Annotated in this window: 15 protein-coding genes; 8 read left to right on the forward strand and 7 right to left on the reverse strand. The window is 43.1% G+C overall.

Going from position 1 to position 13,829, the window contains the following annotated elements; genetic code table 11:
• Position 1: 1 nt before the first annotated feature.
• The 5 genes from B6A27_RS05540 to B6A27_RS05560 form a co-directional block, all read right to left on the reverse strand.
• Positions 2–193, reverse strand: coding sequence for a hypothetical protein (locus B6A27_RS05540; protein WP_044745743.1), 192 nt, complete (start codon positions 191–193; stop codon positions 2–4).
• Between the two features lie 286 nt (positions 194–479).
• Positions 480–1,367 (reverse strand): ClpXP adapter SpxH family protein, encoded by an 888-nt coding sequence (locus tag B6A27_RS05545; protein ID WP_044745744.1) that lies wholly within the window; start codon positions 1,365–1,367, stop codon positions 480–482.
• Positions 1,360–1,770, reverse strand: a complete 411-nt coding sequence (locus B6A27_RS05550; protein ID WP_044745745.1) for a globin domain-containing protein — start codon at positions 1,768–1,770, stop codon at positions 1,360–1,362. Before B6A27_RS05550 ends, B6A27_RS05545 begins: the two co-directional genes overlap by 8 nt.
• A 107-nt stretch (positions 1,771–1,877) precedes the next feature.
• On the reverse strand, positions 1,878–2,498 hold the full coding sequence (locus tag B6A27_RS05555; RefSeq protein WP_066148302.1) for a lytic transglycosylase domain-containing protein: 621 nt from the start codon (positions 2,496–2,498) through the stop codon (positions 1,878–1,880).
• Positions 2,495–3,085, reverse strand: coding sequence for a CYTH domain-containing protein (locus B6A27_RS05560; RefSeq protein ID WP_080860622.1), 591 nt, complete (start codon positions 3,083–3,085; stop codon positions 2,495–2,497). Before B6A27_RS05560 ends, B6A27_RS05555 begins: the two co-directional genes overlap by 4 nt.
• A gap of 134 nt (positions 3,086–3,219) precedes the next feature.
• On the opposite strand from B6A27_RS05560, the gene B6A27_RS05565 reads away from it, so the two are divergent.
• Genes B6A27_RS05565 through B6A27_RS05580 form a run of 4 tightly spaced genes read left to right on the forward strand, consistent with a single transcriptional unit; the run spans position 3,220 to position 5,994 of the window.
• The gene (locus tag B6A27_RS05565) at positions 3,220–3,594 is read left to right on the forward strand and encodes a UPF0738 family protein (protein ID WP_066148305.1); all 375 of its coding nucleotides are present in this window, start codon (positions 3,220–3,222) and stop codon (positions 3,592–3,594) included.
• A 17-nt stretch (positions 3,595–3,611) separates the two neighbouring features.
• A complete protein-coding gene (yjbM, locus tag B6A27_RS05570; RefSeq protein WP_066148307.1) occupies positions 3,612–4,250 on the forward strand; it encodes a GTP diphosphokinase in 639 nt (212 codons plus the stop codon).
• Positions 4,251–4,267: 17 nt separating this feature from the next.
• Positions 4,268–5,062, forward strand: coding sequence for an NAD kinase (locus B6A27_RS05575; protein ID WP_183186680.1), 795 nt, complete (start codon positions 4,268–4,270; stop codon positions 5,060–5,062).
• Positions 5,063–5,088: 26 nt separating this feature from the next.
• Positions 5,089–5,994: an RluA family pseudouridine synthase gene (locus B6A27_RS05580; RefSeq protein WP_080860624.1), complete on the forward strand. Its 906-nt coding sequence runs from the start codon at positions 5,089–5,091 to the stop codon at positions 5,992–5,994.
• A 9-nt stretch (positions 5,995–6,003) separates the two neighbouring features.
• Here the strand turns inward: B6A27_RS05580 and prpE are convergent, their stop codons facing one another.
• Both prpE and B6A27_RS05590 read right to left on the reverse strand, forming a co-directional pair.
• Positions 6,004–6,741, reverse strand: coding sequence for a bis(5'-nucleosyl)-tetraphosphatase PrpE (gene prpE / locus B6A27_RS05585; RefSeq protein ID WP_080860626.1), 738 nt, complete (start codon positions 6,739–6,741; stop codon positions 6,004–6,006).
• 437 nt (positions 6,742–7,178) lie between these two features.
• Positions 7,179–8,354, reverse strand: a complete 1,176-nt coding sequence (locus tag B6A27_RS05590) for an FtsW/RodA/SpoVE family cell cycle protein (RefSeq protein WP_044745753.1) — start codon at positions 8,352–8,354, stop codon at positions 7,179–7,181.
• Positions 8,355–8,577: 223 nt separating this feature from the next.
• Here B6A27_RS05590 and fabI point away from each other — a divergent pair, with 223 nt between their 5' ends.
• The 4 genes from fabI to B6A27_RS05615 all read left to right on the forward strand — a co-directional run bounded on the left by fabI (position 8,578) and on the right by B6A27_RS05615 (position 13,700).
• Positions 8,578–9,354 carry an enoyl-ACP reductase FabI gene (gene fabI / locus B6A27_RS05595; RefSeq protein ID WP_080860628.1) on the forward strand — a complete coding sequence of 259 codons (777 nt, stop codon included), beginning with the start codon at positions 8,578–8,580 and terminating at the stop codon, positions 9,352–9,354.
• 615 nt (positions 9,355–9,969) lie between these two features.
• Positions 9,970–10,368, forward strand: coding sequence for a CotO family spore coat protein (locus B6A27_RS05605; protein WP_066148322.1), 399 nt, complete (start codon positions 9,970–9,972; stop codon positions 10,366–10,368).
• A gap of 705 nt (positions 10,369–11,073) precedes the next feature.
• A complete protein-coding gene (locus B6A27_RS05610) occupies positions 11,074–12,174 on the forward strand; it encodes a CotS family spore coat protein (protein ID WP_080860629.1) in 1,101 nt (366 codons plus the stop codon).
• On the forward strand, positions 12,171–13,700 hold the full coding sequence (locus B6A27_RS05615) for a glycosyltransferase family 4 protein (protein WP_080860630.1): 1,530 nt from the start codon (positions 12,171–12,173) through the stop codon (positions 13,698–13,700). Before B6A27_RS05610 ends, B6A27_RS05615 begins: the two co-directional genes overlap by 4 nt.
• Positions 13,701–13,829 lie beyond the last annotated feature (129 nt).

Consider the following 13,829-nt stretch of genomic DNA (forward strand, 5'->3'; position numbering starts at 1 on the left):
ATTACCACATTCGTTTTTTTTGAAATCCTTTAAAACGGTTGCGGTTGTTAAATGTCCATAATGCGAATAAAATCGAAAGAAACAAAAGAGGCATCGTAATGAATAAAGGCATGACGTGCATTAAGCCGAATAAATTCAAAAGAAAGGCAATCAACACTATCAACATCCAAAAAATGAGCGTGATTCGTTTCATTGTTCCCTCCATTTCTAGCTGTTTTATATTCATTGTATGATGATGGTCCGGCTTAACATGCCTTGCTTAAGGATTTATGACAAAATCGTGAACAAATAAACAAAACAGTTGTCAAAAAAAACGATCACTGATATGATAATTACGTGAATAAAATCACAAATAACCTTATACCCCTTTGTTTGACCGTGAAAATTTTCTCCCATCCCCTTTGTTGTCTTAATGACAATAAAAAGACAAAAGACCCGGCCTGCGCTGGGTCTTTTGTCTTTTTATGTGTAAAAGGAAATTATTTGGTCGAAAGATACCTCCAAAAAGTTCCGTACTTTACGGGAACTTTTTCAATTTTTTGCTTGAGTTGCAGCTTTTTCATTTCCTTTTCGACCTCTTGTATATCAAGATCATACACAACGGCGATTTCTTTTGTGGCAACAAATCTAAAATGGTTTAAAAAGGCTTCAAGTGGGGGGGGCGGTGATGGCTCTGGACAGAATCCCAGCATTTCATGAATCAACTCCACATAAATGCTATATGGATAGCATCCAGAAATTTTAATGCCCTCTTCTTCAATATTTTCGTTAAAAAAGACGAGTGTGGGAACTTCTTGGACATCCATTTCTGATGTAATTTTTAAGTCGCATTGAAATGCTTTCGCGGCACTGTTAGAATGAAGGTCCTTCATAAATTCATTAACATCCAGCTCGACATTTTTCGCACACTCCAACAAAACATTAATATCAGCAATATTTTGTTTTTCTAAAAACAGGAGTTCTTGGAGCTTGCGCAAAAAGCGCATGCCAGCCCGTTTTCCTTGTAGTTCCGCCGCTTTAATGGCAATCGAAGCGGAATAGGGAGTGTCGATAGGGTTTTCAAACCATAGGCTTCCATCACAAGACATGCCGGAGCGGCTGGCCGTGCGTTCCCACGTATGAGCAATCACTTCAAATTTTTGTTTTTTACAGATGTTCAATGTTGCCAGTCTTCCGCTTAGCACATGCTTCAAGGTAAAAAATCGTCCATATTCAATGAAAAGCTTTTTGATAATGGGTTCAAGCGCCCAGCATTCCGGACAAAGAGGATCGATAAATAAATAAATTTCCAAAGGCTTTTTCTCACCACTACAATGCTGAAAAGCGAATGGAAAGTTGGATACGATGCCAGCTACCTTTTCATTCAAAGGAATGCTCCTCTCTATCTTGTTCTGGAGTGTTAATCATATGGTGAGCAGTCAGTACAAGGCGATGATAGAATTCTTCACGCACTTGTCCGGATAAGCCGACTTCGTCCATCGCTTCTCTCATACAGGCCAGCCATGCTTTGGCCCGAGTCGGAGTGATTTCAAACGGCAAATGGCGGGCTCGAAGCATTGGATGGCCGTGTTCTTCTGTATAGAGGGGCGGACCTCCTAAATATTGAGTTAAAAATTGTTTTTGTTTTCTGGCTGTTTCCGTTAAATCAGCCGGGAAAATAGGTTGTAAGTCAGGATGTTTAGCAACACGGCTGTAAAACGCATCAACGAGCTTTGCAATCATTGGTTCCCCGCCAATCGATTCATACGGTGTTCTCGAGTGTTCCGCCATCATTGATAACTCCTTTAAAACAAATATCATGTATTGCTATTTTAACAATGAAGTCCATATATCTCAAACAAAGCGACTTAGCGGTCGCACTCTAAACAAAGGATTTTTTACGAATAGTATATGTTTAGTACTTTTTGTACATACGACCTTGTTTCACGAAATGGAGGAACTCCTCCGTATTTGTCAACGTTCCCCGGTCCTGCATTATAAGCGGCGAGGGCAAGCTCAAGATTGCCATTGTAACGGTCTAATAGCTGACGTAAATACTTTGTTCCTCCTTCTATATTTTGAACGGGATCGAATACATCAGCTACCCCAAGCATTTTCGCTGTGCTCGGCATTAACTGCATAAGCCCGGCGGCGCCAGCATGGCTTTTCGCATCAGGACGGAACCCGGATTCTTGACGAATAACCGCATGAATCAGTTTAGGCTCCACACCATATTTTTCAGCGGTTTGTTGAATGATTTCCTCTATACGGCTGTTTGAAGGAGCGGCTTGATTGGCTGGAGCAGCTGCTAGCGTGCGGAGCGGCAGAGCGGTCAGAGATTTCAAGGAAGTCTCCTCTGTTTGCGGCTGCTTTGATTCTGTCTGCTCAAGCACTTGGGACAACAACGCTTGAAACGGCGTTCCCATTTCCGTGAAAGGATCAGCTGTAGTTGAAGTGTTGGTAGAAAATGAACGCAACGCTTGAAGCTCCATCCACATTTTGATTTGTTGAATGTTCATGATTGATCCTCAACTCCATATTTTTTAGCATAGAGACGTTTGATCTTGTTTGTACTTGGACGATAGGGAATACGGAAGGAAGCGAGCAATTTCTCGAAGCTGTTTTTTCCTTGTTCCCAGTCATTAACTTCAAATTCCAGCTCGTAATCTTCTGTTTGCAAATAACAGCTATGATCCAACACAAGCATTCCGCCTTCATAAGGAACTTGCGCCCGGTGGGTTGCGAGTGTTCCGAAATGCTGCAATTGTTCTGCTGCTATCCCCATGTCTTTTAAAAGGCTTTTCATTTCTCCTTCCATCATCGCCGGATTGTTTAATATGGACTGCGCTTTTTCTTTTGTAAGTGCTTCATGAGTTTCCAACAATCCTTGTTCGATTGTTTGCTTTAACGTCAGTGTATATGTATCGTTTTTGACTCGAATGCGCAATGCCGCTCCTTGTCCTTTTAAGGAAAATTCCGGCGTGTCAAAATAATGATTTTCCTGATAAACAAACTGATCATCCCTAATGAAAAAAAAATGCTTAAGGCGATTGAACTCTTCTTGCGTCAGCAAGTTTTTAAACTCCATTTCGATTTCTTGTTTCATCTGCTTTCGTCTCCTTGTATTCTTATCCTTATTATGAAATGTTTCAAACTGAATATCAATGGTTTATTGTGCATAGGTGTATTATGGTAAAATAAAAGTTGGATTGGATTGTTGCAGTGGAAGGAGACGGTATGATGAGGAAAAAGATAATGATTCAACAAGTAGAAAAACGCAATGAACAACTATGGCTGTTGGCTGAAGAACCGCCGTTTTCGCTGGAGAATGCGGCGCCGAAACGCTATATGCTTGTGGATTCTGATCTTTTATCATTTGTTTATATAATTGAAGCGGGAGATGAATTTATCTATATAGCCATTCCCCAGCCAGTCTGGCCGGAAGTAAAACAGGCATTGCACCAGCCGCTTTCTGTTTTTCTCCAATGCGGTGCTGCCAAAATGGAATTGCCTGGTTTCCAGGAAGAATTGGCTTATTTAGTTGACAATATTGAAGGAAATGCAAACTATGGTGAAGAGATGGAGAAGGCCGTAAAAGACGTATTTCTTACATAATGCTTGGTGGTGGTTATATGGTAAAGCATTGGGACTTATTTCTCGCCCCTTATAAACAAGCAGTAGAAGAGTTAAAAGTGAAATTAAAAGGAATGCGGACACAATTTGAAATGCAAGGTGTTCCTTCACCGATTGAATTTGTGACTGGAAGAGTCAAGCCGATCGCGAGCATTCTTGATAAAGCTCAAAAGAAAAATATCCCTCTCGATAAGTTGGAAGAGGAAATGCAGGATATTGCCGGACTGAGAATGATGTGTCAATTTGTGGATGACATAAAAATCGTGGTGGAGCTGCTGCGGCAGCGCAACGATTTTGAAATCGTGGAGGAGCGTGATTATATCACGCAAAAAAAAGAAAGCGGCTATCGCTCTTACCACGTTGTTGTTCGCTATCCTGTACAAATGATCCATGGTGAAAAGAAGATTTTGGTAGAAATTCAGATTCGAACGTTGGCTATGAATTTTTGGGCGACAATTGAGCATTCTTTAAATTATAAATATAGCGGGCGTTTTCCGGAAGAGATTAAAGCACGTCTGCAGCGCACGGCAGAGGCTGCTTATTTGTTGGATGAGGAAATGTCGAAAATCCGGTTTGAGATTCAGGAGGCGCAAGCGGTGTTTTCCCGAAAACAAGAAGCAAAAGGGGAAGAACGATGAAGAAAAAACAAGAGGATATGAAATTTGCCATCACCTCTAAAGGAGATGCCATATCTAATGCGCTAACACAAAAAATGAAAAGCTACTTGTTGGATTTTGGACTTGAATATGATGAAAATCAGCCCGATATTGTCATTTCCGTTGGCGGTGATGGGACGCTGCTTTATGCATTTCATCGGTACTGCCGCCGCCTTGATAAAACGGCATTTGTTGGCGTGCATACAGGCCACTTGGGCTTTTACGCAGATTGGGTGCCTGAAGAAATTGAAAAACTTGTGATTGCCATTGCGAAAACTCCTTATCAAGTGGTCGAATACCCATTGCTTGAGGTGATTATCCGTTACGTTAATGGCGGGCGGGAGGCAAGATATTTGGCGCTGAATGAATGCACGGTAAAAAGTGTCACGGGAACGCTTGTTATGGATGTAGAAATAAAGGGTGACCTTTTTGAAACGTTTCGCGGAGATGGGCTTTGCATTTCGACCCCGACTGGAAGTACGGCATACAATAAAGCGTTAGGAGGAGCCATTTTGCATCCATCGCTGGAAGCGATTCAATTGGCGGAAATGGCATCCATTAACAATCGTGTGTTCCGGACGATTGGTTCGCCGCTTGTTTTGCCAGCGCACCATACATGTATGTTGAAGCCGGTCAATTACAGCGATTTTCAAATTTCAATTGACCATCTATCGCTGCTTCATAAAGAGGTAAAATCCATTCAATGCCGTGTAGCCGATGAAAAGGTTCGCTTTGCGCGTTTTCGCCCGTTTCCGTTTTGGAAACGGGTCCGCGATTCATTTATTACCGACTAAACATGTGAAAGAAAGGGTAAACAGCATTGACGTACTTTTCATTGCAATGGACGATTACACAACAAGCAGATGGAAAGCTTATTCGCGATTTTTTGAAAGAACAACACATTTCGCGGACTGCATTAACCGATATTAAGTTTCATGGCGGCGCTATTGAAGTTGATGGAACCCCTGTCACTGTCCGTCATCTCCTTCAGTGTGGTGAGACATTGTTTGTGCGTTTTCCTCCAGAAGAACGAAGTGCAGATATGATAGCAGAACCTCTATCCCTTGATGTGGTGTATGAGGATGAATATTTGTTAGTGGTTAATAAGCCGCCTTACATGCCAACCATCCCATCTCGTGAACATCCAAGAGGCACGTTGGCGAACGCTTTACTGCATCATTATGACAAACAAAATCTATCTTCGACGGTGCACATTGTGACGCGGCTGGACCGTGATACTTCAGGGCTGGTGCTTGTGGCCAAGCACCGCCATGTCCACCACTTATTGTCCGAATTGCAGAAGAAAGGGTATGTAAAGCGAAAATATGAAGCTCTTTGCCATAACGTAGTGGAAGATGAGAGAGGAACGATCACTGCGCCGATTGGCCGAAAAGAAGACAGCATTATTGAGAGGGAGGTCCGTGAAGACGGACAACGGGCGATCACACATTTTCATGTTTTGCGGCGCTTCCGGCATTATACGCATGTATCATTGGAGCTTGAAACAGGACGAACCCATCAAATTCGTGTTCATCTGGCTTATTTAGGTCATCCGCTTTTAGGCGATGAACTATATGGAGGGAGCCGCGAAAAAATAAATCGCCAAGCGCTGCATAGCACGGAGCTGTCTTTTTTTCATCCGTTTCACCAGCAAATGAAGCGGTTTCGTTGTCCGCTTCCCCATGATATGAACCGGTTGATTGAAGAGGGCGCTGCTGCACAGTAGCGCCCTCTTTTAGTTGAATTCTTTAAATTTTTCTGGAATATACGGCAAAGTAGAGGGAACGGAAACCGTTTCGATTTCTGGATAGCGCAATGCTGTTAGCGCTCCTCCGAATACGCATCCTGTATCAATATTTGCTGTTCGATTGAGGATGCGCGGCTTTCTAACAGGAGTATGACCATAGACGACCCATGCGTCTCCATTATAATATTTGGCCCAATCTCGGCGAAGCGGTGTTCCGTCCGGATTCGTTTCCCCAGTGATATCTCCGTATAACACAAATGTTTTGACCTTTTGATTGTACTTGCCAATATCATCTTGACGAATGCCGGCGTGAGCGATAACCAAACGATTGTTGTCGAGGCGAGCATATAAAGGGGCATGCTCGTAAAGCCAAATAAACTTTTTCTTCATCAGGTTCTGTTCGCTTAAAGGGAGAGCGACATATTCAGCTACGGTCGTTTCTAAGCCGTGTGTGATTTGTACGTTTCGTCCGAGGAAAAAGCGGTACAGCTTATTGCAATGATTTCCGGGGACATAATGAGCCAGCCCATTTTTCACAAGTGAAAATACGGTTTCGATGGTTTGTAAAGATTGTGGTCCACGATCGGTCAAATCGCCGACAAATCCCAGCTTTCTTCCCCTCGGGTGAATCGGCATGCCGTTTATCCACTCATATCCTAGCTTTTTTGTCAGAGCAACTAGCTCCGTGTAACAACCATGAATATCTCCGATGATATCGATTTTCATCCGTTCCCCTTCTTTCCATTTCAATCATGAGTTAAAGCCAGTTTCTGCATGAGTGACGGCCGGAGGCAATCGGCAGATTTGTTTTGTCATGTCCCGAGCGAAAAGGGATTAAACAGCATCGCTTTCAGGCTAATGGGCGAGTTTGTAAGGCGGTTGGTTATTCGATGATCTGGCCGTCCAAAATGATCCGATTTCTAGATGCAAACCTGTTCAGTGACACCTCTTTATATTGTATGACCTTTTGACAGGGAATAAACAAAAAAGCCGCAAGCTTGCGACTTTAGCAGATTGATCCATGCTGTGTCGCTTGCCTCGCTCATCCGCCTGTGAGGGTGCGTCTTAAGCATGTTGAAAATAGGATAAGAAAAAACACAAGGAATGGGTGCTTAAAATGACAGTAGACAAAGTCAAAGAGGACTTTGTCTACCCCATCAAGGTTATTCTTCGGACGAAAACATAAATTTTTTCGTGCGGGAACGCACGTTTAAGACGATGCCAATGGCCAGCATGTAAGTGGCCAGCGAGCTTCCTCCATAGCTGATAAATGGAAGCGGCAATCCTGTAATCGGCAGCAATCCGATGGTCATGCCAATATTCTGAAAGACTTGAAACGTAATCATGCCGATGACCCCTGTGCATAAATAACTGCCATATAAATCATGGCTTTCAAGAGCAATGTGAACCATCCGGTATACAAGCAGGAAAAAGAGCGAGATCACAATGCTTGCGCCAATGAACCCAAACTGCTCAGCGATAATGCCAAAAATGAAATCCGTGTGCGCTTCCGGCAAATATACATCCAAATTTCCAAACCCTTTTCCGTACATTTCTCCTGATCCGATCGCAAGAAGAGAGCGAATGAGCTGAAACCCTTGCTCATTGGAGTATTCATATGGAGCAAGCCAGCCGTAAAAGCGATCTAATTGATAATCTTTCAAAATATATTTATGGAAAAAATCCGGAAATTGAAAGAAAATAAAAATGAGAATGCCGGCAATAGAGAGGCCGCTAAAAATAATCCCCAAAATAATGCGCCAGCGAATGCCCGATACGAGCACAAGGGAGGCGACAATCGCCATAAACACCATCGACATGCCTAAGTCTGGCTGTCTAATAAGCAGAAATAAAGGCGGCGCGGTGGCGAGGAGGGTTTTCCCTAGCAGTTGAAAATCCTCCTTTACCGTTGGTTCCGGATATTTTTCGCGATGATTCATAATAATACGGCTTATGACAATAATCATAAAAATTTTCATTAATTCGGACGGCTGAAAGTTACCGGCACCAGGGATGTGGTACCAGCTTGTTGCTCCTTTGAGGGTCACCGTTCCGGGAACATTGAGCTCAAGACCGAGCAGAAGCAGCATTCCAAATCCGTACAGGTACCAAGCTAAGTGAAAGAGGCGGTCATAGTCAATAATCAGCGTAGCCGCAATGACAAAGGCTCCGATGACATACCACTGCAGCTGCTTCAATGAAAAATTTACCGATTGCAGCTTTTCAGGGAGCGACGGTTCTGCGCTCTGGATGGCAATCGCGCTGACAATCGCCATTAAAAATAGCACAAACAACAAATTATAATCTAACTTTGATTGCGATAATTTATCTTGTTCCATCGTTTTTTCAACTCCGTGTTAAAAACTTACCATATCCATATTAGCTAATTCTATTATTTTTGCAAAGGGAAGTGCGTAAATCAAGCGGAAAAAATTTGTCGATTCTTTTTTTTCGAGAAAATTATTATTTTGTCGAGCTATTTTTTTTGTTATAATGAAATTAATACTTGGTACTAATAACAAATAATAAAAATAAAAGCTATGATCATTAGGAGGATGGCGAATGACGTTATCATTAAAAGGTCGCACATATGTCGTGATGGGAGTGGCGAATAAACGAAGCATTGCATGGGGAATTGCCCGTTCGCTTCACGCAGCAGGCGCCCGGCTGATTTTTACCTATGCGGGAGAGCGTTTTGAGGCGGAAGTGCGCAAATTAGTTGAAACGCTTGAAGATGAGACCGCTTTGTTGCTTCCTTGCGATGTGACAAATGATGAGGACATTGTCAAATGCTTTGCAGACATCAAAGAAAAAGTGGGTGTCATCCACGGAGTAGCGCATTGCATTGCATTTGCCAACAAAGAAGATTTAAGCGGCGAATACATGAATGTAAGCCGTGAAGGATTTTTGTTAGCGCATAATATTAGCGCTTATTCATTAACGGCTGTCGCAAGAGAAGCAAAAGCGCTTATGACTGAAGGCGGAAGCATTGTTACGTTGACGTATCTTGGCGGCGAGCGCGTTGTACAAAACTATAATATCATGGGTGTTGCCAAAGCTTCATTAGATGCGAGTGTCAAATATTTAGCGAACGATTTAGGCCAATACGGCATTCGCGTCAACGCGATCTCTGCTGGGCCGATTCGCACATTATCAGCAAAAGGGGTCAGCGATTTCAACTCTATTTTAAAAGAAATCGAAGAGAGAGCCCCGCTTCGCCGGACAACAACACAAGAGGAAGTAGGAGATGCGGCGCTGTTTTTGTTCAGCGATTTGTCTCGCGGTGTTACCGGCGAATGCATTCATGTCGATTCCGGCTATCATATTTTGGCCCGTTAATATCATGGCTTTTTCAAAAAAACGGGATGGAGCGGCATATATAGATACGGATGCCTCCACCCTTTGTTCCTGAGTGGGGATTTCAACGGTCGGGCGGTCGAACAATACCGCTTCCAGACAAATTCGTTTACCTGAAAGCGGCTGGTTGTTCGGCGTCCTGTCCTCTTATAATTATGGATCCATAGCCCCATAGCAACAAGCTTATAAATTGATGAAAAAACGACGAAAGATGGGGTATATGAGAAAGTCCATCTGCAATCGAAACGATGGATGCTGCAAGAAGGCAATCGCATAGGAAATCCAAAGCAGTCTGTGGGTGATATCCGCGGGCTGCTTCTTTTTTTGATAAACGTAACAAGGAAAGCAATGGACGACAGAAGATCTCCATGACATTCTGGGAAGCGGTGTCGTTCGTCCACCCAACCGCGGAAAAGGTTCAAACTCCAATATTCACATCACAAATGGCAGCGATAGAACCAAACAAGCAGTTTGGTCATTTTTTATTTTATGAAATCTGCTTTGTCACGCTCGGGCATTTCTTGTTTGCGAGTGTACTTTTGCCTAGAGAAAGCATACATTATGTTGTAGAACATTTTGAATAAAGGGGGAAAGCCGATGAAACAAAGCGTTCCGAACGAGCCGCTTCTCTATATTGTCCAACCAAATTTAGAACCAAAGGTTTCATATATGCAGCAGTCCTTTCAAGCCAAAAAGCCTCGATCATCTCAGCAGACAGGAATAGCAGAATGGGGGGAGGATGCGCAGAAACAAGGAAAACAGAAGCAATTTCAAGAAATGACTTTGGAAGAGCAAATTCAATTTCTTGTGAAGCTACCTAACCAAATGTCACGGATCAAATGCCACCTTGTTACGAGAAAAGGGGAATATAAAGGCTTTATTTTGGAGTATCGAAACGGTCATGTGAAATTTCAAACGGACCGAGGAAACAAATTTACTATTCCATTTAACCAAATTGATTCTGTAACCTTAATCGGGTTTAGCAAAGATGCATAAGATGAAAATTGCGAAGAAATCGCCTCTGTCAGCTTAACGGCTGGCAGGGGCATTTTTTATAAAGAAGAGCTTGCGTTCTTTTGTTAAAGGGAGAGCGGTAACGGCTGCTCAGAGGAAAAAATGTTTCCCTTTGTTATATTTGTCTATACCTTATTCCTAAGGCGGCATACCTTATAGTAGGTTTCAGGCGGATGCCTCATCGCTGTCAAAAGAGGTGATCCTCTGTTTCTGAGTGGCCTCTCTCATCCGCTGGCTCAATAAAGTGAAAAGATCGAGAATAGGAGTTTAGGACATGCAGACAAAAAGGAAAAGAGAGAGCGTCATCCATTATACGGGTTTCTATAATAACTGCCATTTTGAAGGTCAAGCGAACAGGTTTGAGAAAAAAGCAGCCGGATGGTCTTGACGGTCATAGACTCTTCTTCAGCACAAAAATCGGTACCTATGAACCGGACAACGAACGGTTTAGCGAAATATCAGTCTGAAAGCAAGGGGGCTTGGACATTCGGCCGTTGAACAACAGCATATGCTCCATATGAAAAGAGGAGGCTTTTTATCTAGTGCATCAGCATGTTCCATGGAACGCTGGGTTTTTATTCAAAGAATGGAGACACTTTTGCAACAAATGCAGGAGAATCGTTTATAAAGGCTGTCTTCATTCAGTTAATGATGTGAATCGCTTTATATGGCAACAGGAGGGATAGTGTGGAGAAGAGTGGAATCGGGCCGTGGGTGGTCAGTGAACTAGATCATGAATTTTATGTACCTGACTATATCGAGCAAATAGCGCAAGAGGTGCTGCAAAGCTATGATTTGTCTGTACAGAGCCGTCAGGTTGTGACGACAAAGCCGGATAAAGGGGGAGCTATTTGGAAGCTAGAGACAAAATCAGGCCCCAAAAGCCTAAAGTTATTGCATCGCCGACCGACTAGAAGCTTGTTTAGTTTAGGCGCCCAAGAGTATTTAGTGAATGTGAAGAAAGCAAGGGTGCCAGCCATTATCCAGACAAAGGATGGACAAAATTATGTGGAAGCGGGGGGAAAGTTATGGTTTGTGGCTGAGTGGATTGAACCACTGGCGCCCGTTTCTAAAGATTTAGAAGGAGCAAAGCAGCTATGCTACGCTCTTGGCGAGTTTCATCACTTAAGCAAAGGCTACATTCCGCCACAGCAGGCAGAAGTCGCTTCCAGACTGCATAAGTGGCCGAAAAGCTATAAAAAAATGATTGAAAAAATGGAATGGTTTCGGACCATTGCTACGGCTTATCAAGAGATGCCGGCGAGTCCGCATTTATTAAATACTGTCGACGAGTTTAAAGAGCAGGCAAAAAGAGGATTTGACAGACTAAATCAATCTCATTATTTTGAGCTGGCGGCGAAGGGAAACGAGTATTGGGGGCTTGTCCATCAGGACTATGGCTGGTCCAATGGTCAAATGGGAGCCGAAGGAATGTGGATTATTGACTTGGACGGTGTTGCTTTTGATCTCCCAATTCGTGATTTAAGAAAGCTGATTAGCGGCACAATGGCTGACTTATATCGCTGGGATGCGCAATGGGTGAGGGAAATGATCCGATCATACCATGAAGCAAATCCAATCTCGGCTGAGCTATATGAAATTTTAATGATTGATTTGTCCATGCCGAATGAATTTTATAAAAATATAAAAGAAGTTGTATATGAGCCGGAACTATTTCTAAACGAAGAAACGACCCAGCTGATCCAAACGATTGTTGATACGGATCAATCGAAATGGCCTGTTTTAGAAGAGATTCAACATGATTGGGAAAAAGGGGGATACGAATGAAAGTTTTAATGATTTGCACGGAAAAACTTCCTGTTCCCCCAGTATTAGGCGGAGCGATCCAAACTTATATTGAGGGAATTCTTCCGTTTTTAAAAAAAGAGCATGATATTACGGTATTAGGCGTGAGCGATCCATCTCTGCCAGATGAAGAAACGCTGGACGGCATTCATTATGTGCGAGTTCCGGGAAAAGTGTTTGAGATTTATCGGGAAAGTGTTGTTCGCTACATTGAAGCACATCCATTTGATCTGATCCATATTTTTAACCGCCCGCGTCTTGTCCTTCCTGTCAGGCAGGCAGCTCCGTTAGCGAAAATTACACTAAGCATGCATAACGATATGTTTCATCCTGAAAAAATGGATCCTCAAGAAGCAGAGAACGTTATACAAGAAGTATCCAATATTGTTACGGTCAGCGATTATGTTGGAAATGTAATTAGCGACCTTTACCCACAAGCGGCTGCCAAGGTGCGCACAATTTATTCCGGGGTGGATACGAATCGGTTTGTACCAGGCCACCATCCGAAAATGCAGAAAATACGCCAGGAAATCCGCCGAGCTAACGGCTTGGAAAATAAAACGGTGATTTTATTTGCCGGAAGACTCTCTCGCAATAAAGGGGTCGATCAATTAGTGAGGGCGCTTCCAGAGCTAGCAAAAAAATTTAAAGATCTTGCCTTAGTGATCATTGGAAGCAGATGGTTTAGCCAAAATGATGTAAATGATTATATTGCTTATGTACGCGCATTGGCAAAAAGACTTCCAGTGCCCGTTGTCACAACCGGCTTTGTTGCTCCAGATGAAATTCAAAATTGGTTTGCGGCTGCTGATCTCTTTGTTTGTACATCCCAATGGCAGGAGCCCTTGGCTCGAGTGCATTATGAAGCGATGGCTGCTGGCCTTCCAATTGTAACGACTGCTCGAGGAGGCAATTCCGAAGTGATCGTGCCAAGAGAAAACGGTCTTGTTGTAGAAAATCCGGAAGATCCGAACGAGTTTGTTGCTCAAATTGCGCAAATTATATCAGATCGATCGCTTATGAAGAAAATGGGGGAAAAAGGAAGAGAATTAGCGGTTTCTCGCTATGAATGGAATCGGGTGGCTTCTGAGTTGCTTGATGTTTGGACCCATGCGCAGCAAGCAGAGCACGAACAAACGCACCAAGAATATGCAGTTGAGCCGCTGCAACAACATACAGCGGTTGAACTGGAGGAAGCAGACTTAAATCAAGAGGAAAGCAAAACTGAACAGAAGAACAAAAGGAAAGAAAAGGGAAGAAAGCGGAAAGGAACGTTACAAGCGGACCGTCCAGCAAAGCAAGAACAGAACTCAACTGGTGAGCATGTAAGTGCAAGCGAACCGAAAAGGAAGAAAACGCTTGAAGAAAAACAACCTAATTCGCCGGCTGCTGCGAATCACAAATCTTTAGTGTTATCGTCCTCTTCTTATGAGCTTCCTGTATTTCCTCGCAGGAAAGGGAAAGGAAGCAATGACAAACCGTTTCGCGCTTTTATCATTGGCAAATGAAAAGAGAAAGGATGCTCCGATGAGGGGCATCCTTTCTTGATGATTTCATGAGGCAAGACGAATCTTTCCTATTTACACTCTGTTAAGAGGCGGGTGGCTTTTTGATGGATTATTAAAAGAGAAGCATTC

The organism is Anoxybacillus sp. UARK-01, assembly GCF_002075365.1.
Classification (GTDB): Bacteria; Bacillota; Bacilli; order Bacillales; family Anoxybacillaceae; genus Anoxybacteroides; species Anoxybacteroides rupiense.

Excerpts from the sequence above, each read along its gene's own strand:
- B6A27_RS05540 (WP_044745743.1), bottom strand. The coding sequence starts at position 193 with ATGAAACGAATCACGCTCATTTTTTGGATGTTGATAGTGTTGATTGCC.
- B6A27_RS05550 (WP_044745745.1), bottom strand. The coding sequence starts at position 1,770 with ATGGCGGAACACTCGAGAACACCGTATGAATCGATTGGCGGGGAACCA.
- B6A27_RS05555 (WP_066148302.1), bottom strand. The coding sequence starts at position 2,498 with ATGAACATTCAACAAATCAAAATGTGGATGGAGCTTCAAGCGTTGCGT.
- B6A27_RS05560 (WP_080860622.1), bottom strand. The coding sequence starts at position 3,085 with ATGAAACAAGAAATCGAAATGGAGTTTAAAAACTTGCTGACGCAAGAA.
- B6A27_RS05565 (WP_066148305.1), top strand. The coding sequence starts at position 3,220 with ATGAGGAAAAAGATAATGATTCAACAAGTAGAAAAACGCAATGAACAA.
- yjbM (WP_066148307.1), top strand. The coding sequence starts at position 3,612 with ATGGTAAAGCATTGGGACTTATTTCTCGCCCCTTATAAACAAGCAGTA.
- B6A27_RS05575 (WP_183186680.1), top strand. The coding sequence starts at position 4,268 with ATGAAATTTGCCATCACCTCTAAAGGAGATGCCATATCTAATGCGCTA.
- prpE (WP_080860626.1), bottom strand. The coding sequence starts at position 6,741 with ATGAAAATCGATATCATCGGAGATATTCATGGTTGTTACACGGAGCTA.
- B6A27_RS05590 (WP_044745753.1), bottom strand. The coding sequence starts at position 8,354 with ATGGAACAAGATAAATTATCGCAATCAAAGTTAGATTATAATTTGTTG.
- fabI (WP_080860628.1), top strand. The coding sequence starts at position 8,578 with ATGACGTTATCATTAAAAGGTCGCACATATGTCGTGATGGGAGTGGCG.
- B6A27_RS05605 (WP_066148322.1), top strand. The coding sequence starts at position 9,970 with ATGAAACAAAGCGTTCCGAACGAGCCGCTTCTCTATATTGTCCAACCA.
- B6A27_RS05615 (WP_080860630.1), top strand. The coding sequence starts at position 12,171 with ATGAAAGTTTTAATGATTTGCACGGAAAAACTTCCTGTTCCCCCAGTA.